At 46.1% G+C, this 22531-nt stretch carries 11 protein-coding genes; 6 read left to right on the top strand and 5 right to left on the bottom strand.

What is annotated here, in order from left to right:
* Positions 1-13: 13 nt before the first annotated feature.
* Both KUA49_RS04705 and KUA49_RS04710 read right to left on the bottom strand, forming a co-directional pair.
* A complete protein-coding gene (locus tag KUA49_RS04705; protein ID WP_218412364.1) occupies positions 14-889 on the bottom strand; it encodes an AraC family transcriptional regulator in 876 nt (291 codons plus the stop codon).
* A 370-nt stretch (positions 890-1259) separates the two neighbouring features.
* Complete coding sequence (locus KUA49_RS04710; RefSeq protein ID WP_218412363.1) at positions 1260-5624, bottom strand: hybrid sensor histidine kinase/response regulator transcription factor; 4365 nt, start codon at positions 5622-5624, stop codon at positions 1260-1262.
* Between the two features lie 239 nt (positions 5625-5863).
* On the opposite strand from KUA49_RS04710, the gene KUA49_RS04715 reads away from it, so the two are divergent.
* The 5 genes from KUA49_RS04715 to KUA49_RS04735 all read left to right on the top strand — a co-directional run bounded on the left by KUA49_RS04715 (position 5864) and on the right by KUA49_RS04735 (position 16656).
* Positions 5864-7981: a rhamnogalacturonan lyase gene (locus tag KUA49_RS04715; protein ID WP_256624805.1), complete on the top strand. Its 2118-nt coding sequence runs from the start codon at positions 5864-5866 to the stop codon at positions 7979-7981.
* Between the two features lie 106 nt (positions 7982-8087).
* Positions 8088-9692, top strand: coding sequence for a rhamnogalacturonan acetylesterase (locus KUA49_RS04720; RefSeq protein WP_256624810.1), 1605 nt, complete (start codon positions 8088-8090; stop codon positions 9690-9692).
* 76 nt (positions 9693-9768) lie between these two features.
* Positions 9769-12777 carry a DUF4450 domain-containing protein gene (locus KUA49_RS04725; protein ID WP_318331674.1) on the top strand — a complete coding sequence of 1003 codons (3009 nt, stop codon included), beginning with the start codon at positions 9769-9771 and terminating at the stop codon, positions 12775-12777.
* A 138-nt stretch (positions 12778-12915) separates the two neighbouring features.
* Positions 12916-14172 carry a rhamnogalacturonan acetylesterase gene (locus KUA49_RS04730; protein ID WP_218412361.1) on the top strand — a complete coding sequence of 419 codons (1257 nt, stop codon included), beginning with the start codon at positions 12916-12918 and terminating at the stop codon, positions 14170-14172.
* A gap of 15 nt (positions 14173-14187) precedes the next feature.
* The gene (locus tag KUA49_RS04735) at positions 14188-16656 is read left to right on the top strand and encodes a glycoside hydrolase family 2 TIM barrel-domain containing protein (RefSeq protein WP_218412360.1); all 2469 of its coding nucleotides are present in this window, start codon (positions 14188-14190) and stop codon (positions 16654-16656) included.
* A 147-nt stretch (positions 16657-16803) separates the two neighbouring features.
* Here the strand turns inward: KUA49_RS04735 and KUA49_RS04740 are convergent, their stop codons facing one another.
* Together KUA49_RS04740 and KUA49_RS04745 are read right to left on the bottom strand one after the other, a co-directional pair.
* Positions 16804-18498, bottom strand: a complete 1695-nt coding sequence (locus KUA49_RS04740) for an RNA-binding domain-containing protein (protein ID WP_218412359.1) — start codon at positions 18496-18498, stop codon at positions 16804-16806.
* 65 nt (positions 18499-18563) lie between these two features.
* Complete coding sequence (locus KUA49_RS04745) at positions 18564-18890, bottom strand: ATP-binding domain-containing protein (RefSeq protein WP_218412358.1); 327 nt, start codon at positions 18888-18890, stop codon at positions 18564-18566.
* 368 nt (positions 18891-19258) lie between these two features.
* Here KUA49_RS04745 and KUA49_RS04750 point away from each other — a divergent pair, with 368 nt between their 5' ends.
* The gene (locus KUA49_RS04750) at positions 19259-20794 is read left to right on the top strand and encodes an ISL3 family transposase (protein WP_318331687.1); all 1536 of its coding nucleotides are present in this window, start codon (positions 19259-19261) and stop codon (positions 20792-20794) included.
* Here the strand turns inward: KUA49_RS04750 and KUA49_RS04755 are convergent.
* Positions 20730-22520 (bottom strand): nuclease-related domain-containing DEAD/DEAH box helicase, encoded by a 1791-nt coding sequence (locus KUA49_RS04755; RefSeq protein WP_218413514.1) that lies wholly within the window; start codon positions 22518-22520, stop codon positions 20730-20732. The genes KUA49_RS04750 and KUA49_RS04755 overlap by 65 nt on opposite strands.
* Between the last annotated feature and the right edge of the window lie 11 nt (positions 22521-22531).

Consider the following 22531-nt stretch of genomic DNA (forward strand, 5'->3'; position numbering starts at 1 on the left):
CATGATTTTTTGTCTATCTCGTCATATTTCTGAAATCTGATGGCTTCATGCCGGTTTGATTCTTGAATTTGGCAGAGAAATAATCAGGCGATTCGAAGTTTAGCCGATAGGCTATCTCCTTGATGCTCTCGTCTGTGGTAGAGAGGAGTTCCTTGGCACGCTGCAGTCTCAGCGACTGCTGATACATGGCTGGTGCCATGCCGGTGTATTCCTTGAAGAGCTTTCGGAAACTGGAGTAGCTGATGCCCAGTTCCTGTGCGATGTCTTGGATGGAGACGGCTTCTTCCAGGGTTTCTCGGATGCGGAGCCTACCTTTATTGATAAGGTCTACGTGCTGGGTGTTTTTGTTGAGCACGATGTTTCGCTCCAGCGAGTACATGGTGCCGATGAGATGGTTCACGATGCCTGCCAGGGTCTGCTGCGAGTATGCCGCCTCTTCCTGTGCTGTCTTGTAAGCTTCTTCGTAGAGGGCTAGAATCTCGTTGCTGAATCCTACGTGATAGATGGGCTTCTCGGGAGAGAGGAATCCCGCCTTCACGCGGTCGTCGATGTTCTTTCCCTTAAAACCTATCCAGTAGCTCTTCCAGCCTTTTGTGGCAGAAGGGTGGTAGGTGTGCCATTCTCCCGGGAAGAGGAGGAAGATGTCGCCAGCCTTGATTCGGGTTTCCGGGATGTGTTCCGATTGGAATACGCCTTCGCCCTCAGGCTGGTAGAGGAGCTGATATTCGTCGAGGGTTCTTCCTTTCTGGATATCGAAGTAATAACCGTCGGCGTGTCCCTTGGTGGGATAGGCTTCTCCTGGGGCGATGATTTCCCGTCCCACGGTACTGATGGTGAGACCCCATTCGGCGTCTCTTTCTGTTGCTATCAGATATTTACTGGTTTGCATATTGTTTTTTTATTAATTGTTTAATTCTATATTTATTGATTATTTTATCGTTGGTTCTATCATATTTTCTTTTGCAAAAATACAAAAAAATCGGTTTACACCTTATTATATTATATATAAAAAGCTTTAAAATGGATGAATTTATCAATTATTGGACGATAAGGAGAATATTTCCCAAAAAACACGATTCATTGAGCAGAATTTGAAGGTTGATTGATGGAAAAAGTGCTATTTTTGCACCCAGTAAAAGAAATTGGTATATTTTAGGTTTAAGTATATAAGTTTTTTAATTAAGTGTTATTAGGTATAAATTTAGTAGATTAAAAAAACAAAGAACCGTGGGTGCTGTGAAGTTCCCACGGTTCTCTTTTTATTTGCCATACTTGCTTGGTGCCACGCCATATTTGTTCTTGAAGCATTTGTAGAAATAGGTGGAATCAGAGAATCCCACTTTCTCGCTGATTTCTGCCACGGAGTATTCGCCTTCGAGCAGCAGTTTGGCGGCGATGCGGAGACGCTCGTTCTGGATGTACATGTTAGGCGATACACCCATGATGCTCTTCGTGCGGTTGTAAACCGTGGTTCTGCCCAGGTTGAGCAGCTCAGCCAGTTTATCCACATTGAAACCGTTGTCACCGATGTGCTGTGCCACGATGGCTTCCAATGTATCCTTAAACTTCTTGTCGAGAGCAGACATATAGAGGGTAGGCTCATCCTTTTTCAGTTCCTTCACAGGCTTGATCTTGATGGTCTTCTCTGTAGTCAGCTCTTTCTCGGCTTTCTCTGTAGCCAGCTCTTTCTCTGCCTCTGTTGTCACTTCTTTCCCTGCTTCTGCTTCAATCTTCTTTTCATGGGCAGATTTCTTCTGCTTCATGTCTGATGCCACGAATTGCAGGGCTCTTGCCACGAGCAGCTTGAAGTTGCAAGGTTTCACCATGTAGTCATCCACAAAACTCTTGTATGCCTTCAGTATGTGGTTGGCATCGTCAAAGGCGGTGAGCATGATTACTGGGATGTCTTGTGTTTCTGGTTCTGCCTTCAGATTGCTTACAATCTCGTAGCCGCTCATGCCTGGCAACATGATGTCGCTAATCACGAGGGCTGGCTTGATTTGCCTGATGTTTTCGTACCCCGTCTTGCCGTTCATGAAAGCTTCCACGCGGAAGTAGGTAGAGAGTTCAGACTTGATCTGTTCCATCATGTCTGGGTCGTCTTCGATAACCACCACCGTCACGTTGTTGATCGCCTGCGGTGTCATCTCCTTCACCATCATGTCGATTTCTTCCTTATCCACGCTGCTGCTATCGATGGCTTTTGTGGTTACGAAATCTTCTGGTTCAAACAGATTCTGGTCGGTAGGCAGGGTAAGCGTAAAGATGCTTCCGCCCAGGTTGCCGGAACGCTGGTAGCTCAGGTCGCCTTTGTGCAGCTTCGCCATCTCGTAGGCAGTATAGAGTCCGATACCCATACCGCCCTTCGATACATAGCCGTGCATGAATGGTTTGAAGAGGTCTTTCTCTCTTTCCGGTTTAATGCCAGGACCATTGTCTTCTATCTGGAAAATGAGTTCCTCGTCTTTCAGGGCGAGTTTCACCTCGATGGCGCCATTGTCTGGGGTGTATTTCACGGCGTTGCTCAGCAGATTATACACGATGGTTTCCATCTTGTCGTGGTCAAAGTACATCTTGTAGTTGCTGCTCCATGGTGTCATCAGCATGTTGATGCCTTTTTGTTGTGCCACCAGTCTCACATCGCTGAAGATGTTTTTGATGAATACCACGATGTCGCCCTCTTCCATGGTGAGCTTCATGTTGCCCGTGTTCGCCTTGCGGAATTCCATCAGTTGGTTGATGAGCCGCTGCATCCTTCGGGTGCTTCGGGTCAGGGTGAGCAGGGCGTTTCTTGATGAACCTTCCTTGTTGTTCAGCTTTGCCACGGCACTCTGGATGATGGCGAGTGGAGTGCGGAACTCGTGCGAGATGTGGGTGAAGAACTCGATGCGGAAGTTCGACATCTGCTTCTCCATCTCTATCTGTTGGTTCAGGTTGAAGTTTCTCAGCCATGAACGGTAGAACAGGAAGCTGACGCTACCTATTATAATAAGGTATATTGTCCATGCCCACCAGGTGTTGTACCAAGGTTCGCGGATGGTAATCTTGAACAGCGTCTCCTCGCTCCACTTGTTGTTGCCGATGAAGGTGCGCAGGTGGAGCGTGTAGGTGCCTGGCTGCAAACTGCTGAAGTCGGCATGGTTCACGCTGGTCATCGGGCACCAGGTCTTGTCGAGTCCTTCCAGATAATACTGGTACATGGCATTCTTGATGTGCGGATAGTCGAAGTTCGAGAAGAAGATGCTCAGTGAGTTCTTGTCGGAAGGCAGACTGATTTCCTGGGTATGGTTCAGTGCCTTGGTGAGCAGATCTTCGTTTTCGGCTTCGTAGATAGAGATGCCGTTGATGGTCATGTTGGTGATGGTTGCCTTGGTGCCGTGCGGATACTCCTTGGTCTTCTGGGTTGGAGTAAGGAGGAGCAGGGCGTTGCTGGTACCGAAGGCGATGCGACCATCTTCGAGACTCACGGCACAGTTTTCCGTGAAATTGTTGCTCTGGATGTCTTTCCTGAGTTGGTAGGTACGGATGTCGAGGGTATGGCTGTTAATTTTCGATATACCCTCCTCGGTTCCTATCCAGATATTGCCAAACCGGTCTTCTGCCACCGAGCGTACGGTGTTGGTGGTAAGTCCGTTGGTGGTATTGAAAAGCTGGCAATCCAGCTTTTTCGTTTTCTCATCGTAGGTACATCTCATCACGCCTTTGGTAGTTCCAAACCATAGACTTCCGTCGTGCGCTTCAATTCCGCAATCCACTTCGCTCACCGGAAGCTTCCCGTTTTCCTCGTTGAATCTCAGAATCTTTTTGTCGGTGATTTGTCGTTCGCGGGTATCAATCATGGCGATACCGTTGTTGGTGGAAGCCCACAGTCTGCCTTTCTTGTCCAGGAACAGGTCGTGGATTTGCGCCTCCTTACCATTGGTTGCCATGAACGATTCAAACTTCAGGTTTCCCGTATTGGCATCGTTTGCCCGGGTGCAGAGCAATCCGTCTCCCCAGGTAGCGAGCCAGGCTTTTCCCATCTTGTCGAATGCAACGTCGTAGAAGTTGATGGTTGGGGCATAGTGCTCCTTTTCCCATTTCGAGTATTTGATGCCATCGATGAGGATGCCGTCTCCCTTGGTGCCAATCCAGGCTCTGCCCCGTGCGTCTATGCCGTAGCAATATACGCAGGCATCGGTTTGCAGTACCAGGGTGCGTTGCTGGGTTTGAGTATCAAAGAGATACGTCTTGTTCTCGCGGGTGCTGACGGCGAGTTTGTTGGGTGCCACCTTGCTGATGTGGCGGATGGTGTTGCTCCATTCATGTTTGCTCTCTGGTTCCATCTTTATAAACTCGGAGTTCAGTTCCTTTTGCTCCACGCAGCAGAACACGCCGTCGCCTGTGCCCACCCATACGCAACCGCTTCTATCTACGAATACATTGAGCAAAAAGTCGGAATGGAAGAGTGAATTTTCGTTCTGCACGGAGAACTGCTGCAGGATGTCGGTTTTCGGGTCATATACGAAGAAACCACTACCGTATGAGGCGATATACACCTTCTTGTCCTGGCTTTCTGCAGCCACGAAGTTCTTGTCGCGCGCATTGATGTAGGTAGGGTTATCCAGCAGATGAAACTTTTTGAAGAGTGCCGAATGCTTGCCGAAGAGATAGGCATAGCCCTGCTTGTCGTACAGGAAATGGTATGACTTGAGCTGGTTCTTGTCCATGGCGTTCGGAATCTGAAGGGCAGGTTTCTGGAATTGTCCCGTCTTCAAATCCATGGCAAAGGTTTCACCTTGGGTGAAGATGTACCACCAGCCTTGCCAGAAGAAAGAGGCACGCGACTTACCCACAAAACCCAACATAGATGGGAGTTGTGAATGCTTGATGAGCTGGGCGTGGTCGTTGTAGAGGAAGGCTTCGCCTTTGTCTGTGAGCAGGGCGATGTGCGAACCGTCGCAGGTCATCACGATAATCTTCTTGTTCTTGAGGATGATGCGGCTCTTGAAGTCGGGAGTAATCAGGTTCACGCCTTTATCGGATGCAATCCAGATGTTGTTCCTGCCGTCTTCCCCAAAGTTCAGCTTATGGGTATCCAGCAGTTTTCCGTTTTGCGGGGTAAAGTCGATACTTTGCATCTTTCCTTCTTTCACGTAAATGAATCGTACACCGAAGTCGGCAGATGAAATCCAGGTTCCCTTTGAACTCTGGTATCGGTTGCCCAGAAGGGTAGTGGTGGCATCCAGGTCGAAATAATCTGAGAAGCGTGCCGCCTCCAGATCGTAACAGCACAGGATATTGTTCGGGGTGAATCCCCAGATTTGTCCGTGGGTGTTATCACTGATGAGCTGCGATATCGAGGAGTAGTTTCTCTGTTTCGCATTGTTGTTGAACTTTGAGAAGTTCTGAAATTGATAACCGTCGTATCTGCTCATGCCGTTGGGGGTGGATAGCCAGATGAATCCATCTCTGTCCTGCTGCACGCTGTTGATGGTGTTGCACGAGAGTCCGTCTTTTGCCGACAGGCGGGTTACGTTGAAATTGAGGTCGTAGGCATGCACGTCTATAGCCACCATCAGCAGGCTGACGGTTACTATATATAATAAGGTGTAGAACGCCTTGTAGTTGTTTTTGTTTATCATTTTTTGTTTCACTTTTTCTATTTCGGCCGTTTAATATGGTTTCCGAATGGTTTGATTTGATTTCAATGGCAAAAGTACGATAAAAAAATAAAATGGCAAAACAAATGGCGAATATTGTACTAAAATACAGATAACTTTAACAATTTGGATGATATTTCGTACTTTTGAATAATATTGCAAGGTAGGTAACAATCATAATGAGTAATTTTGCAGCAAATAATAACCTAAGAATGTAAATTATGATAGAATTCAAGCAATTGTTGGTTCCTGCGGCTTGTCTCCTGATGGGATGCATGCCGATGCAAGCCAGCGAGAAACAGAATTGTCCATCTGTAGCTGCAATGGAGAAACTCGACCGTGGCGTGGTGGCATTGCCTGCTGCCGGCAAGGGCATCTTCATCAGCTGGCGCATGCTGGGTACCGATAGCAAGAACGTATGCTTCGATGTGGAACGAGACGGAAAGGTTATCGCCCATCACATCAAGGCTACCAACTATACAGATGTCAAAGGTTTGGCATTCCATACCTATCGCATCATCACCTATCAGGATGAACCCAAGATAGATGCTGCTGCAAGGCGGGAAGTGTCGAAGGCGGTCAAGCCTTGGGCGGATTTATATCGCTCTCTGCCCATCAACCATCCAGAGGGTGGCATCACTCCCGATGGGAAAAGCTATAGCTATACCCCCAACGATTGCAGCGTGGGCGATGTGGATGGCGATGGAGAATATGAACTGATTCTGAAATGGGACCCAAGTAACGCCCATGATAATTCGCATAATGGATATACGGGCGATGTGATCCTGGATTGTTACAAACTGGATGGTACCCAGCTCTGGCGCATCAATCTGGGTAAGAACATCCGTGCCGGTGCGCACTATACCCAGTTTCTCGTCTATGATTTCGATGGCGACGGCAAGGCTGAACTGATTTGCAAGACCTCGGCAGGAAGCTTAGATGGCAAGGGACGTTTCGTGAACCTGGCTGCCACCGATGCAGAAATCAGGGCGGTGGATAACCAGGCAGATTATCGCAACAAGGTGGGGCGCATCATGGAAGGTCCGGAGATGCTCACCGTGTTCCGTGGACTTTCGGGCGAGGCGATTCATACCGTCTGGTATAATCCAAACCGCGCCTTTGGTGTAGGCAAGCAGGTGGCAGAAGGCGAAAGTCTGCTCAATGGCTATCCTCAGTATTCTTCCATCTGGGGCGATAAGGACAACTATGGCAATCGTGGCGAGCGTTACCTGGCGGGTGTTGCTCATCTCGATGGCATAGACAGGAATCCGAGTGCCGTGATGTGTCGTGGCTATTATACCCGCTCTTATCTCTGGGCTGTGGATTTCGACGGCAAGGAATTAAAGACCAGATGGCTCCACGCATCCGTTTCCCCTAACGATTGGGAGGTGAGAGATGCTGAAGGAAAGATAATCAGAGAGGCTCACGGATTGAAGAACAGAGATCCGAAAGGTAATGAAGTTTCTGCCACAGCCTTCGCCCAAGGTGCCCACAGTTTGGCGGTGGGTGATGTGGATGGCGACGGTTGCGACGAAATCACTTATGGTTCGGCTGCCATCAACAACGATGGTACCTTATTATATTCCACCGGTTTGGGACATGGTGATGCCTTGCATTTCAGCGACCTGGATCCCGACCGTCCGGGCTTGGAAGTATTCATGGTGCACGAGGAATACCCTTACGGTTCCGATCTGCGTGATGCCAGAACGGGCGAAATCCTGCTCTATCATACGGATAGGGATGATACCGGAAGAGGCGTGGCTGCCGACATTGATGCCAAGTATCGCGGTTGTGAACTCTGGAGCATAGATGTTCCAGGCGTAAGAAATATCAAGGGAGATCAGATTTCACTGGGTGGTTTCCGAAAGCACGAATATGGTGAGCGGGAATCCTATACCCCCGGATTCAGATGGCCGGCGATGAACTTCCGCATCTATTGGGATGGCGACTTGCAGGAAGAACTGCTCGCCAACCAGGGCAGACCGCATTTCGTACCTTATCTCCAGAAATGGGATGGTAAGAAAGCCGTTCCGTTGCCGCTGAGCAATGGCAGGCAACTCTACGAGATGGGACATTCGGCTAGTTGCAACTGGTCGAAGGCAACGCCTAACCTGCAAGCCGACCTCTTCGGCGATTGGCGAGAGGAAATAATCTATTGGGATGAGAGCGACGCCTCGCACCTGAATATCTTCACCACCAACATTCCTACGGAGTATCGTGTGCCAACCCTGATGCACGACCATATCTATCGCATGGGTGTGGCATGGCAGAATGTGGCATACAACCAGCCGCCTCATCTGGGATATTATATGCCCGATAAAGCAGAGAAAGTGAAGTAAGATAAAGAGTTAAAAAATAATTTGAATAAACATATAACACATATAAACGCTAAGACAAATGAGAAGATTATTATTTGCAATGTCTTTGATGGCAGCAGCTACTAGCATGAGCTATGCACAGGTTGCAAAACCTGCAGATAAGGCGAAGCCTACAGTGGCAGGACCTATGGAAGATGTAAATCATGTGATTGATAATACCGTGGATAGCCTGAACAAGGCGATGACGGCACGTATCAAACCGGGTACCAGCAGAAAGGGCAACAATCCTGTGCTCTTCCTCATTGGTAACTCCACCATGCGAAATGGTACCCTGGGTAATGGTAACAACGGTCAGTGGGGCTGGGGCTATTACGAGCATGAGTTCTTTGATGCCAACAAGATTACCGTAGAGAATCAGGCTTTGGGCGGCATGAGCAGCCGTACCTTCTACAACCGTCTGTGGCCGGATGTGCGCAAGGGCATCAAGGCAGGTGACTGGGTGATTATTTCCATCGGTCATAACGACAATGGACCATACGATAGCGGCAGAGCACGTGCCAGCATCCCTGGCATCGGCAAGGATTCGCTCAATGTCACCATCAAGGAGACGGGTGTGAAGGAAACCGTCTATACTTACGGCGAATACATGCGCAAATACATCAACGACTGTAAGGCGCTGGGGGCTCATCCTATCCTGATGTCGTTGACTCCACGTGATGCCTACGATGAGAATGATAAGATAGTTCGTGTCAACAAGACCTTCGGCTTGTGGGCAAAGCAGGTGGCTGAGCAGGAAGGCGTTCCTTTCGTTGATTTGAATGAGATTTCTGCAGCCAAGCTCGACAGCTATGGTCATTGGAAGGAGAAGTATCATTTCTTTACCGACCATATCCATACTTCCCGTTTCGGAGCGATGATGAATGCCCGTTCGGCAGCCGAGGGATTGGCTGAGAGCAAAGACCCAAGTCTGGCTCCATTGCAGGCGATGATGGTCAATGTGGCTTTGCCTGTAGAGAATTTCAAGCGTGAGCCGGGCAAACCTGTAGTCTTCTTCACAGGCGACAGTACTGTGAAGAATGCCGATAAGGAAGAAGACGGCATGTGGGGCTGGGGCTCTCAGGCTTATACCATCTTCAACCCAAAGAAGATTACCTGTGTAAATGCAGCCAAGGCGGGTCGCAGTTCCCGTTCTTATCTTAATGAAGGAAGATGGGAGAAGGTGTATAACAGTCTTCAACCAGGCGACTACGTGCTTATCGAGTTCGGTCATAACGACATCTGTTCTATGACCGATAAGAAGATGCGTGGTTCCATTCCTTGTGCCAAGGATACCTGTCATGTCTATCAGATGGAAGAAAGCAAGCAGTATGAGGTGGTTTATTCTTTCGGCTGGTACCTGAAGAAGTTCATCCAGGATGTTCGTGAGAAGGGAGCTACCCCAATCCTCGTTTCCCTGACTCCTCGCAACGAGTGGCCAAAGGGCAAGATGGAGCGCCGCAACGATACCTACGGCAAGTGGTATCGCGAAATCGTGGCTGAGACGGGCGTTGCCTTCCTTGATCTCCACAACATCGCTGCCGATTCATACGATAAAATAGGCAAGGAAAAGGTGAAGGCATATTACAAGAAGGATCATACACACACCAGTCTGAAGGGTGCCCAGCACAATGCCAAGTGTGTGGCCAAGGGTTTGAAGAAGATGAAGAGCCCATTGGCTAAGTATCTGAAGTAAAAAAACACTCTGATTTTTCAGAATTTAAAACACTCTGATTTCTTCTGAATTTAAATGTTTCTTAAATAAAAGCAATATGAAGCAAATTGCTGTTTGGGGATTGTTGGCGAACATGGCTCTACCGATGTTTTCGGCAGGGGTGGTTCGCCAAGCATCCTATTATCCCGAAGGCAATGCCTTTGTTTGTGTGAATGGTAATCATCGCTACACCCGTGCCCTTTATGGAAGTATGGCGGAATGGCGAGTGGAAACCAGCGACCGTCCTATCTTCGCCACCTATAAGAAAAACCAGACGGGTAATATTAGGTTCCGAATCTCGTATGCCGGACAGGTGATGTGGCTCGATGAGGTTGAATATTGCAAGGCGAGTTATGAAGCTGGACGTCGTGACTATCTTCTGAAAGACAGGCGATGGGGAAAGGGGGAACTCGACATATCGGTCCTGGCATTTTCTGATGCTGAAGGAGCTATCTGGCGCTTTGCTGCTCATGGATTCGATAACAGAAAAATGAAGGTGGAGGCTATCCTGAGCAAAACTGCAGTTCCTAAACCAGCCCGTTCGGGTGATATTGGAAGTTTCCTGAAACCGGGTACCTTCGAAGCTGCTACATCAGAAACGGCAGTTCTCGGAACTGTATCTCAGTCTTCTCCAAGTTCCATCTTCTATTTCTCAATAGATGGAGATAATCAGCTTTCTGCAGCCCCGAACTCTCTGATGCAGCCTCGGTTCGATGCAGCCGAGCAATGGCGAAGTCTGCTTGCTTCATCAGTCTGTTTCCATACCCCCGATGCCTATATCAATCCTATCGGTGGAGCTTTGGTGATGGCTGCCGATGGTGCCTGGGATGGTAAGGTGTGGCAGCATGGAGCCGTGGGATGGCGCATGCCGCTGCCTGGATGGAGAGCTGCCTACATGGGCGATTTTCTTGGAATGCCAGACAGACAACGCACCCACTTTGATGCATACGCCAAGAGTCAGGTAACCGATGTGCCCGTTACAGAACCTCATCTGATGGATGAGAAAAATAACCTGGCGCGTGGTACCTACAAGTGGGGAACGCCGATGTACAGCACGGGCTATATATGCAGAAATCCGGAGAAGAACAACCAATTTCATCATTACGACATGAATCTGGTGTATATAGACGAACTGCTGTGGCACTTCCAGTTTGATGCCGATACCACGTATATGCGCCAGATGTGGCCGGTAATCCAGCGCCATCTGGCATGGGAGAAGCAGGCTTGGGACTCCGATAACGATGGACTTTACGATGCCTATTGCTGCATCTGGGCGAGCGATGCCCTGCAATACAACAGTGGTGCCGTGACCCATTCTTCCGCCTACAACTATCGCAGCAACCGCCTGGCGGCCCGCATAGCTGAAATCATCGGTGAGAATCCGAAACCCTATCAGGATGAAGCCGACAGAATATTGAAGGCGATGAACGAGAGACTGTGGCTGAAGGATTCCGGTCATTGGGCGGAATATCAAGACTTCATGGGCTTGAAGCGAGTACATCGCGATGCAGCGCTTTGGAGCATCTATACTCCGATAGACTGTGGGGTGGGAACTGCTGAGCAGAACTATAGCGCCACCCGATATGTGGATCGCCATACGCCTCATATACCTTATATATATAAGGGGACAGAATACCAGACCTTGAGCACTTCTGATTGGGCACCTTACGAATGGAGCATCAACAATGTGGCAATGGCAGAGGTGATGCATACCGTCTTGGCTTATTACCAGGCGGGCAGAGTGGAAGAGGCTTATTGCCTGTTGAAAGCCAATGTGCTCGACTTCATGTACTTGGGAAGCAGTCCTGCCAACTTCGGGCAGTTGTCGAAGCTGGATGCAGCCACCGGTGAGGGTTATCGCGACTTTGCCGATGTAACGGGCATCTCATCCCGTGCCCTCATCCAGGGACTCTACGGTATCACGCCGAATGCCCTGGAGGGTGAGTGCATCATCCGTCCAGGCTTCCCTGCCGCTTGGGATAGTGCCTCGGTGCATACGCCTTATCTAGACTATGCATTTAAGCGGGTAAACGGAAAGGATGTGTTCGATGTTACCCAGAACTTCAAGCGACCTTTGAAACTGGTGATTCGCCAGAACCTGGGAGGCGGCAAGTATAAGGATACTGCTTTCTCTACAGATAAGGTGCAGCATATTGAGTTGCCAACCATCCTGCCAAAGGAAGAAAGGGATATGAAAGATGAAAAGGATATGGTTGGAAAATATCCATTGGCAGAAAGCATTGCTGAGCAAGCTGTGGATGCCTGGGCTTCTATCAAGGGCGTGGGCAACGACTTTGCCGAAGTAAACCCGAAGGAGTGCCGTAAGGTGAACATGGACAAGGCCTTTAATGCAAACGTGAGCGACATCTTCAAGAACCAGTATCTTTCGCCTCGTTCACCATACACTACACTCTGTGTACCAACCCAAGGCATCGGCGACTGGTGTTCCACCAAGAAGACGGCAAACATCGATGATACGAAGTTCAGAAGTCTTATCCAAGATGGCGAGTTCATGGCGCAGGTGGATGGCGATTTGTCGTTCCGCTCTCCCAAGGAAGGCAAGAACATCGCCTATACATCTCTTTGGGACAACTATCCGGATAGCATCTCCGTAGCCTTGAAGGGTAAGGCATCTCATGCCTATCTTCTGATGGCGGGTTCTACTAATGCAATGCAGTATGCCATAGGAAATGCCGTGGTAAGGGTGGAGTATTCGGATGGAACAAGCGATGAACTGATGCTGGTGCCACCGGTCAACTGGTGTCCGATAGAGCAGGATTTCCTGGAGAATACCACTGCCTTCCCGCAGCCGGAACTTCGTCCTTATCGAGTAGGTCTGGCATCGGGAAAGGTGAGCCGGCATCTCTTCCGTGATCTCCATCTTGCTGCCAATAAAAACATGGCAGATGTGCCTGGTTTCAAGAAAGCCGTGGCAGAGATAGAGGGTGGAGCTGCGATATTGCTCGACATGCCACTGGATGCAAGGAAGAAATTGAAGCGTTTCACTTTAAGGGCGCTGTGCAACGAGGTGGTTGTCGGATTAATGGGAATTACCCTGCAGAAATAGACAGGAATAATAGTTTTTGAACGATTTTTATATAAGAAGGATAAAAAGCATAATATCTTTTTGTCCTTTTTATGTATCTTTGCTCTCGAAATTCAATCATAACCAAGATGAATGACAACAACAGAAAAAATGATTTATATGAAAACTAGAAATTTTTTATTCACCAGTCTGCTGGCACTGGCTTCTACTGTAACCGCCAATGCCCAGACTTTTGATATTGATATGTTGAAGGCGCAGCCTGTTTATTCCGTAGAGAACGGACAGGGATACGATATCGTGGCTGCTCCAAAGGCAAAGAGTAATGCGCCTTTCTTCTATTCCGTGAAGGTGGCTGATGGCAACTATAAGGTGACCGTGGTGCTCGGTTCAAAGAAAAAGGCGGGCAAAACGGTGGTGCGTGCCGAAAGCCGCAGATTGATGCTCGATGAGGTGAGCACCAGGAAGGGTGAGTTCAAGACTTACTCCTTCATCGTGAACAAGCGCTCTCCTTATATTACTGATAAGAAGAATGTGAAAATCAAAGCCCGTGAGAAAGGATACTTTACCTGGGATGAAAAGCTGACCTTGGAGTTTACTGGTGCAGCCCCAGCAGTAAAGAGTATCAAGGTAGAACCGGCTCCTGCTGAAACTACCACCGTTTTCCTTTGTGGCAACTCTACGGTAGTAGATCAGTTTACGGAGCCATACGCTTCCTGGGGACAGATGATTACCCGATGGTTTGGTCCTGAGGTAGCTATCTCCAACCATGCCGAGAGCGGATTGACTGCAGGTTCTTTCCTCGCTTCCAACCGTCTGGACAAGGTATTGGCGATGATGAAGAAGGGCGATTATGTGATTTGTGAGTTCGGACACAACGACCAGAAGGAGAAGTATGCAGGCAGTGGTGCCTGGTATAATTTCTCTTTCAACCTGAAGAAATTCATTGACGAGGTACGCAAGAATGGTGGCAACATCATCTTCGTAACTCCTACCCAGCGCCGAATGTTCGACAAGGCTACCCATAGCAAGATTCAGGAAACTCATGGCGATTATCCTGATGCCATGCGAGCAGTGGCGAAACGAGAGGGCGTGCCTGTGATAGAACTTCACGATATGACCCGCACTTTCTTTGAGACTTTGGGTTACGAGAACAGTAAGAAGTCGCTGGTTCACTATCCGGCAAATACTTATCCTAACCAGCCTAAGGCTCTGGAGGATAACACCCACTTCAATCCATACGGAGCCTACGAGGTGGCTAAGATGGTGGTAATGGGCATGAAGCAGCTCAATCTGCCTATCGTGAAGTATCTACGCAGTGACTGGAAGGACTACAATCCTGCCCAGCCAGATGATTTCAATCAATTCGTGTGGTATCCATCCGTGAATCTGGATGTAACCAAGCCAGACGGAAATTAATAAAATGAATTTGGAATGAATAAAAAGACAATACTTTTCGCCTCGTTGTTGCTGGGTGGTTTGCCTTTGATGGGAACCCTTTCGGCTGAGGCTGCGGTGCGCGATACAATCAGCATCAACCAGGGATGGCAGTTTCATCGTGGTGATGTGAAGAATATTGCTGAGTTGAAGTCAACTCAAAGTGGGGATGATGTGGTGAATCTGCCACATGATTTCCTGATAGGACAGGATTGGGTGGCTCCGGATGCCAGTGAGCGACCAGATAACAGTGATGCGGGCAGCAATGTGCGCAGCCGATTGAGTTCCCGTGGATTCAAGGAGATGGGCATCGGTTGGTATCGCTACGAACTCACTCCCAAGGATGAATGGAAGGGAAAGCGCATCGTGCTCGACTTCCAGGGCATCATGCTGGTAGGAGATGTCTATCTGAACGGAAAGCGTATCGGTGGCACAGACTATGGCTATCTGGGCTTCGATATCGACCTGAGCAAACTCTTGAAGTGGGGACAGTCTAACGAAATCGCAGTAAAGGCGGATACGCAAAATCCAAGCAACTCCCGCTGGTTTACGGGTGCCGGTCTCTATCGTGATGTCAACCTTATTGTTACCAATAAGAATCTGTTCTTCCCTCGCCATCCGCTCTTTATCCGTACACAGGACAACAAGGAGGTGAAGATCAAGGCGGAAATCATCAACCAGCAGAAGGTAGCTAAGGGGCAGAGCGCTGCCAAGATGCCGGTGGGTGTTCGTATTCTCGATGCCGATGGCAAGGTGGTGGCTGAGCAGAAGAACGACATCCACTTCAATGCCAAATGGAGAGACAGAGAGTATGAATTGCCAAGCATCTCTTTGGAAAATGCCAAGTTGTGGTCGCCGGATTCACCTTATTTATATACTGCCGAGGTGACGCTTTATGACAGTAAGGGCAACATCGCCGACCAGATTAAGGAGCCGTTTGGTGTGCGCACCATCGAAATCGTTCCGCAGAAGGGCTTGCTGGTAAACGGCAAGAAGGTGCTTTTGAAAGGTTATGCCAACCATCATACCCTCGGTGCCCTGGGTGCTGCCGCCTATCCGCGTGCCATCGAGAAGCGACTGAAACTGATGAAGGAATTCGGAATGAACCATATCCGCACCTCTCATAATCCATATAGCGAGGACTTCCTGAAACTCTGCGATAAGTATGGCATTCTGGTGGTGGATGAGCTTTACGACAAGTGGCTCACCCAGTATGCCGGTGGCAGAGTGGATTGGGAGAGTCTCTGGCAGAAGGATGTTCCCGAGTGGGTGAAGCGAGACAGAAACCATCCTTCGGTGGTGATGTGGAGCTTGGGAAATGAGTTGCAGCAGTATAGCAACCTGCCTTTCAACGATTGGGGCGTTACAGCTTATAAGCTTCAGAAGGAGTTGCTGCACCGTTATGACGATACCCGACTCACCACCGTGGCGATGCATCCGCGCTATCGCAACCTGGAGACGGATTCCATCCCAGCCGATTTGGCAATAGAGACAGAGGTAAACTCATATAACTATCGTTACATGTATTTCCCTGGCGACAGCAAGCGCTATCCTGAGAAAACCTTCTATCAGAGCGAGGCGAGTGTGGCTGCCATGGGACCAAACTTCTACGAGATGGATCTCGACAAGGTGATTGGTCTTGCCTATTGGGGTGCCATCGATTATCTGGGCGAGAGCATGGGATGGCCTATCAAGGGTTGGAATCAGGGTGTGTTCGACCTTTCTCTTCAGCCAAAGCCAGATGCTTATTTCGTGAAGAGCATGTTTACTGACGAGCCAACCGTTCACATCGGTGTTATCGAGAAATCGGGTGGCAACATCCAGTGGAATGGCATCAATGTTTCTGCCGGAAAGCTTTCAGAAAACTGGAACCGTGAGGCAGGCGAGCAGGTATCGCTCTATACCTATACCAATAGCGACGAGGTGGAACTCTTCCTCAACGGCAAGAGCCTGGGTGTGAAGAAGAACAGTAACGACCCTAAGCTCCGTTCCCGAATCAAGTGGGACAACATCGCCTATGCTCCAGGCACACTTGTGGCTGTGGCTAAGAAAAACGGCAAGGTGGTGGCTCGCCATCAGATAGAGACCACGGGCGAGGCTGTTGCCTTGAAGTTGGTGCCTGATGCTGAAAACTGGCATGCGGATGGTAAGGATCTGATGCACGTTCGCATCTATGCCGTGGACAAGAAGGGCAGAAGAGTACTGAACGTGAAAGACGCCAAGGCATTCGATAAGTTGACATTCACCGTGAAGGGCGATGCGAATATCGTGGCGGTGGATAATGGAAACATCTCATCGAATGAACTTCATATCGGAAAGACCCAGTTGGAGAAGACCATTCAGCGCAATCTCTTCCAGGGTTCTGCTCTCGTGATATTGAGAGCCGGCGATAAGCCAGGAAAGATAGAACTTTCGGTAGCTGGTGAAAAGATGAAAGCCAAGAAGCTGGTTTTGAATACGAAGTAAATATGATACTAAAAAAGGTCGCCAAAATGCTGGCGACCTTTTTTTAGTATATTTAGATTCGCTATATCCGTCGAAATTCGACGGTTTTTCCGCTATAAGAATGCCGAATTCGCTATAATTCCGCTATAATCCGCTATAATATGTCCTCTATGATTGAGGCATGACATACCAAGTTCGTCCTTCCGCTTTTATTAAATATTCTTTGCTCATATTTTTGAGCAAATCTCCGAGCATACGAATTTTTTGTTCTTCCGTCTTGTTTTGCGGAAGAACATCCTTCAGATATTCGTATATACTATCTCGCTTGGCGCCTTCGTCTCCTGCATTGCTGAGATACTGTAGAACCATTTGACGCAATCTCTCCTTATCCAATCCTTTGGTCTTTGTGTAAGAAGGCAGTTGGTGAGTGTTCTTGGCAATGCTAAGAGAAATACTGTAATGCGGGACCTCACCTTCTATCAGTCCACGTTTGAGTAAGTCTTGCGCTATATCCTCATGAATAGTTCTGCCTTTTTGTACTGCGTCAAGAGAGATGCAATCCCAGAGAGATAGAGTGTCGTTTGTCTTCAACAAATCAGTGTATCGTTTATTGATTTCATTGCCATAGATGCGGACAACTACTTTCTTCTTGATCTGGTCAATCTCATAGTCAGGCATAGGGAAGTGTCTGCGCCATTGCTCATTGAACATTTTCTTGATACCACGGCTTACGGTATCAATCATGTTGAAATCTACCATCGCCCTACATAAACATTCATTGCGGAAATGCGTCTGAGGCTCTTCGTTCCTCAAAACATTCTCCAAAGTGCCAGGAATGAATGTGCCAGCATTGGAATAATACAGATATCCTGGATTCTCTACGAAATTGATGCGTTGCTGAAGAGTGTAGTCTTGATGGCCAATACAATTATGAAGGGCCTCACGGATGGTATAGTCGTCATACTGCTTCATCGTGTCGGGGAAAAGCGTACCTCCAGGCATTTCACGCAATGTCAGATTCTCTATCTTTGAGAGGATTTCGTCCACCGTTAATATAAATGGAACTGTGAAGTGTTCGTAGTCAACCACTTCCTGGTTCTTGTCTCGCCGTGTCCAAGTAACCTGTACAACAGCAGGACGCAGTTTGAAAGCGGATTCGTATTTGCCCAACAAAATGATAGCTGCCCGAGTAATACCTCCGTTTCTCGTTAATCCACACTTGCTCAAGAAAGTTTGAACATTCCAGGCATTCACTTCTTCAGCAGGAATACGGCTATGTACTTTCTTGAACATCATTCGAGCTTTGGCAATAGCAACCTCATCCAAATCATCTATTGTCGCATCTGGTACAATTTCTGCAGACCAGTCCTTTGCTGCGTAGATTGGCTCTTCAAGAATGACAGCCATTCTTTCTTGGGTCAGTTCCACCAACGAATCTTCTATGCGTTGCCATGCCTTCTTGTGGGCAAGGACAGGGCGACGAGGCAAGTGCTTTGGAATATGTATTATCCATACTCGCCTATTTGTATCATCGGTTATAAACTCCTCAATGCTTAGACCTTCAGATGAAAGATAAGTGCATTGTTCTGTGAGTTTGAACGTTGTCGACTGAGTGTTTGCAGGTTGCCCATTAAAAGTAAGCCTTGAAATATCAGTCCCAACAATTTCAAGCGTCTTATCCTTTACACCAATCACAAGATGTCCACCCTCCATGTTGGCAATAGCTGACACGTAGGAAATAACATCATCCTTCTCGTCCCCACAGAACGAGTTCTTCAGATTTTTAAATTCCTTCCATTCACAGCGAGCATTCTCTTGTGGGTATTCGCGGAAGAGGTATTGTTGTAGTTCGAGTTCGAGCATATCACATATTTACTTTTATGATTATTCGTGCATTTTCTTCTCTATTCTAATAGGAAAAATCATATTTATTCTTTTTTTTCATATAATCTTTCAGGAACACTTTTTAGGGGTTCTTGTAATTTGCCATCATACAGAATATACAAGTTTCTATATGTTCTGGTCATTGCCACGTAAAGTGCCTTCTTTTCGTCTGTATTTCGTGCACCATTGTAAAATGGTATAATTACAGTCTCAAACTGTAGGCCTTTAGCACTATGATAAGTCATGAGTTTTGGATGTTCGGTTTTAAAGTTCAGTGTGTCCTTATTTCTTGAGTCATTATAACCAGCATTGTATTTAAATTCGCATGCAAATTTAGAAGAAGTAAATGAATTCATTATTTCAATAACCATTTCATTATCAGCTACTAAGATTCCAACATTTCGATATTTGTTCTTTTTTGTTATAGAAATAATCGGTTCTTCTCAAATTTTAGTACAAAGCCCCAATTTTTATATGAAGGAGCAATATTTTTGAGAAAGTTTAATATAAAAAATTAGCGATTGTCTCCAAAAATATGTAAGTTTAAAGTGATCATAAAATATGACTTACAATGGATACAATCGCTAACAGATGCAAAATTATAAAAAAGATAAGGAACAACCAAATAAAATCCGATATAAATGCTTCTATGGCCGGAGAAAAACTTCTTATGGACATTTTTCCTGCCATAGATGGCTTTTTTATCACAAGTTGTGACTTCTCTTCCACGGAACTCAAAATGGTTCTCGTGAGTACGGCTACCCATGCCTTCTGCGACCGTTGTGGCCAGAAAACCACTCATACCCGTGGCTGGCAAAAGAGAACGGTCACGATGTGTCCTTTAGGGTGTAAACGGTTTGTTCTCACCCTTTACATGCGCCGTTTTTACTGCCAGTCTGATAAACATATATTTGTAGAGCAACAGACGAAGTGGCTAAACAAATATGCAAGATTCAGTGTAAGATGCATAGAGTTGATGAACCAGCTTCATATACATATGTCATCTGTGTCGACCTCCAAGGTCATGAGAAAGATGGGAATCACCTGCTGTCCAAATACTTGCATAAATCATTTGAAAAAGATCCAAAGACTTCCAGACAGGACTGCCAGGAATATAGGCATAGATGACTTTGCCAAGAGAAAGGGACATACCTATGGCAGTGTTATCGTAGACCATGACACAGGCGAGATTTTGGAACTGATAGACTCTAGAGATTCTTCGATTGTGGCAAATGTCTTGAAACAATACAAGAAAGTCGATACTATCACTCGTGATAGGGGACGATGCTTCATTAAGGCTATCAAGCAAGGAGCCCCATCAGCACATGCTATCACAGACAAATTCCATGTCATTGAAGACTTGACGAGCGCAGTCTTTCCAAAGATTCTGCAGGAGTTTTTGCATAAGAGAATGGAGTTGCTGACTCAAGGTCTAGTTGGTCCCATTAAGCCACAAATAAGTAGAGGTTGGCTTTATACCAGCATATATGCAGTCTTGGAATCGATGTGCAAGGATACAAGAAGAATCAAGAAAATGGCTGAATGGAACACTTTCATGGATCTTTATGCAAGGCAAGGACTGACTTTGAGTGAAATCCATGACAAAACAGGGTTTGATGGATTTAAGATGGGAAAGCTAAGGAACACCAAATATGAGGACTTGCTCAACCCAACGCAACTAAGGGCTTACAAAGCCATAGAATCTATTACAAACAGGATTCTCTGTAAAAAGTCATTGGATTACTCTGTGGTTACCAAGGGGTTACATTCTACAGAGAAGAAAGAAATACTGAAAAGACTTCTTTTTCTACTGAGAGAAAAATGGAAGGAAGACTGGAAGGCATACGATGATGCCTACAAGGCATTTCTTGCAAAGGCAACTATCAGGAGCGAAGAGTATGACCTTTGGAATTCAATAGTTCACTTCAACTGGAAAACCAAGACTGATACAGTCAGATTGTTTCTGCAGGACTTGCATATTACCGATTTAGCCTATTATATAACAACATTTCAAGGCATTTTGAGCGGAGAGGTCAAAATGAACTTGTACAAATGGATTAACATGGTCATAGGATGTGGTAATGAGAAAATGGAAAAGTTTGCCAAAGGACTGATTAAGGACTATTCCGCCATCAATAATTCTATTGCTAGCAAATTGAACAATGGAATCCTTGAAGGTTCGGTCAACAAGATAAAGACCGCAAAGCGAATTATGGGTGGAAGAGCATCGATTTCTCTTTTGCAGATAAAGGTCTCCTCAAACTTAGATACATAAATGTACCAAAATTTGAGAAGAACCAAATAATCTTGTTAATTTGTTCTTGTTTTGATTCACAACTCATGATTACAGGTAATGCATTTTCTTTGCTTAAATAAAGGCTTTCAGAGAAATCTCTAACTTTATCGTTTTTTTCATCCAAACCAAGATAATCCTGTGTAATTTTAGCAACAGATTTAGGAAGACGATAATTATTGTAGAGCCGTGACACAGCTACTCCTGTCATCTGAGATATTTGATCTATTGTCATTGTCATCTTTCCAAATGCTTTATATATAGATTGAGCTGTATCTCCGAAAAAATAAAAGCATTTTTTTGCAGCATGTATAAACTGCAATATTTCTTTTTTATCAAAATCCTGTATCTCATCAACAATTATATAATCTGCAGATGGCATACCTTGGTCAATCCATTGCCAATGATAAAAGAACTTCTTATCAAGTGTATTTGCTTTTCCTTGACTCATATATCTATTTAATGATTTGGTGAAGGCGATTAATATTACATCACCTCCAGCTTCTAGAATTTGCTGAGCTTTGTACATAGCAATAACAGATTTTCCACTTCCTGCACATCCTGCTACAATCATGGATTTTCCAATATTATCTCCAATTAGGTCTAATTGATCATCGTCCATAGATTCTGTATCGACATTGAATGCTTTTAATATTTTTTGCTTCAAGCCAAATCGTTTCTTAGGCTTTGAAGTTTGTTCTATTATAATATTATTAGGTTGATTAACAATATTATCAACTTCATTTTCAACAGTTTTAATGTCCTCAATTAATTGAGTTGCATCTTCTTTAATCACAGATAATTGCTCTGCAGAAGTGTCTACATGATTATTAGCTTCTTCCAATCGTTCTACTTTAATCTGAAGCAACTCTGCCTGCTGTTGTTGGATAATTATATCCTTTTCTTCTGCCATTTTCTGCATTTTAGCCATCATAGTCTGAAGTAAATCTACAGCCTCATGTATTGTTTCTTTGTTCTTGGCATTATCCTCTTTTTCTTTTGCGAGAAGGACGTTAGGGGAGAAATCATCTCCGTTATGAGCAAACTCTTCGTGGAATAAATCTCCCGGCATCACGTTTGTATCGCTATATTTTGTGATTATATAACGCTCATCTAGTCCCTTGCTTCTGATAAAATCAAATATATCACCATCGGTCAAAATAATTGATTTATTCGAACGTGTCCTTGCTTTAATTGTATCTAACTCTTCGCAAATATGTTCTACATCAGATACATTCACCCACGCATTTGCTCCCCATTTAAAATCTTCATCCAATTTTAAGGATGAAATTGAAGAAAACACAACAAGTGCTTGTATATTATTACATGCATCTTCATTCTTGATATATCTCGATAACCCATCTCGTAAAGCTCGACGGTTGATTTTAAGTTGCTCAAATACAGTTTTACTGGAACCATCTTTCTTCTTGGCTCCTCCATTTATTCTTTCGCTGCCATGAAACCAATCACCGTTCGCCTGAGCTTTAATCTCACCAGCATAGTTCTTAAATTCAACTAATACAATGGCATCTTCTTTGATTATTAGCCCATCAATATCAACTCCGTTAATATTCAGTTTGCCACTTAAATATAGTACAACTTCGTTCTTTCCCTGATAATGTTTTTGCATGATTGGCAATGTGGAACGAAATTGACTAATTTCTCCAGCATTATCAGCTTTATTAAATTCATATGTTATTAAACTCATATTTCTTATAA

It is taken from the genome of Segatella copri, assembly GCF_019249655.2.
GTDB lineage: Bacteria > Bacteroidota > Bacteroidia > Bacteroidales > Bacteroidaceae > Prevotella.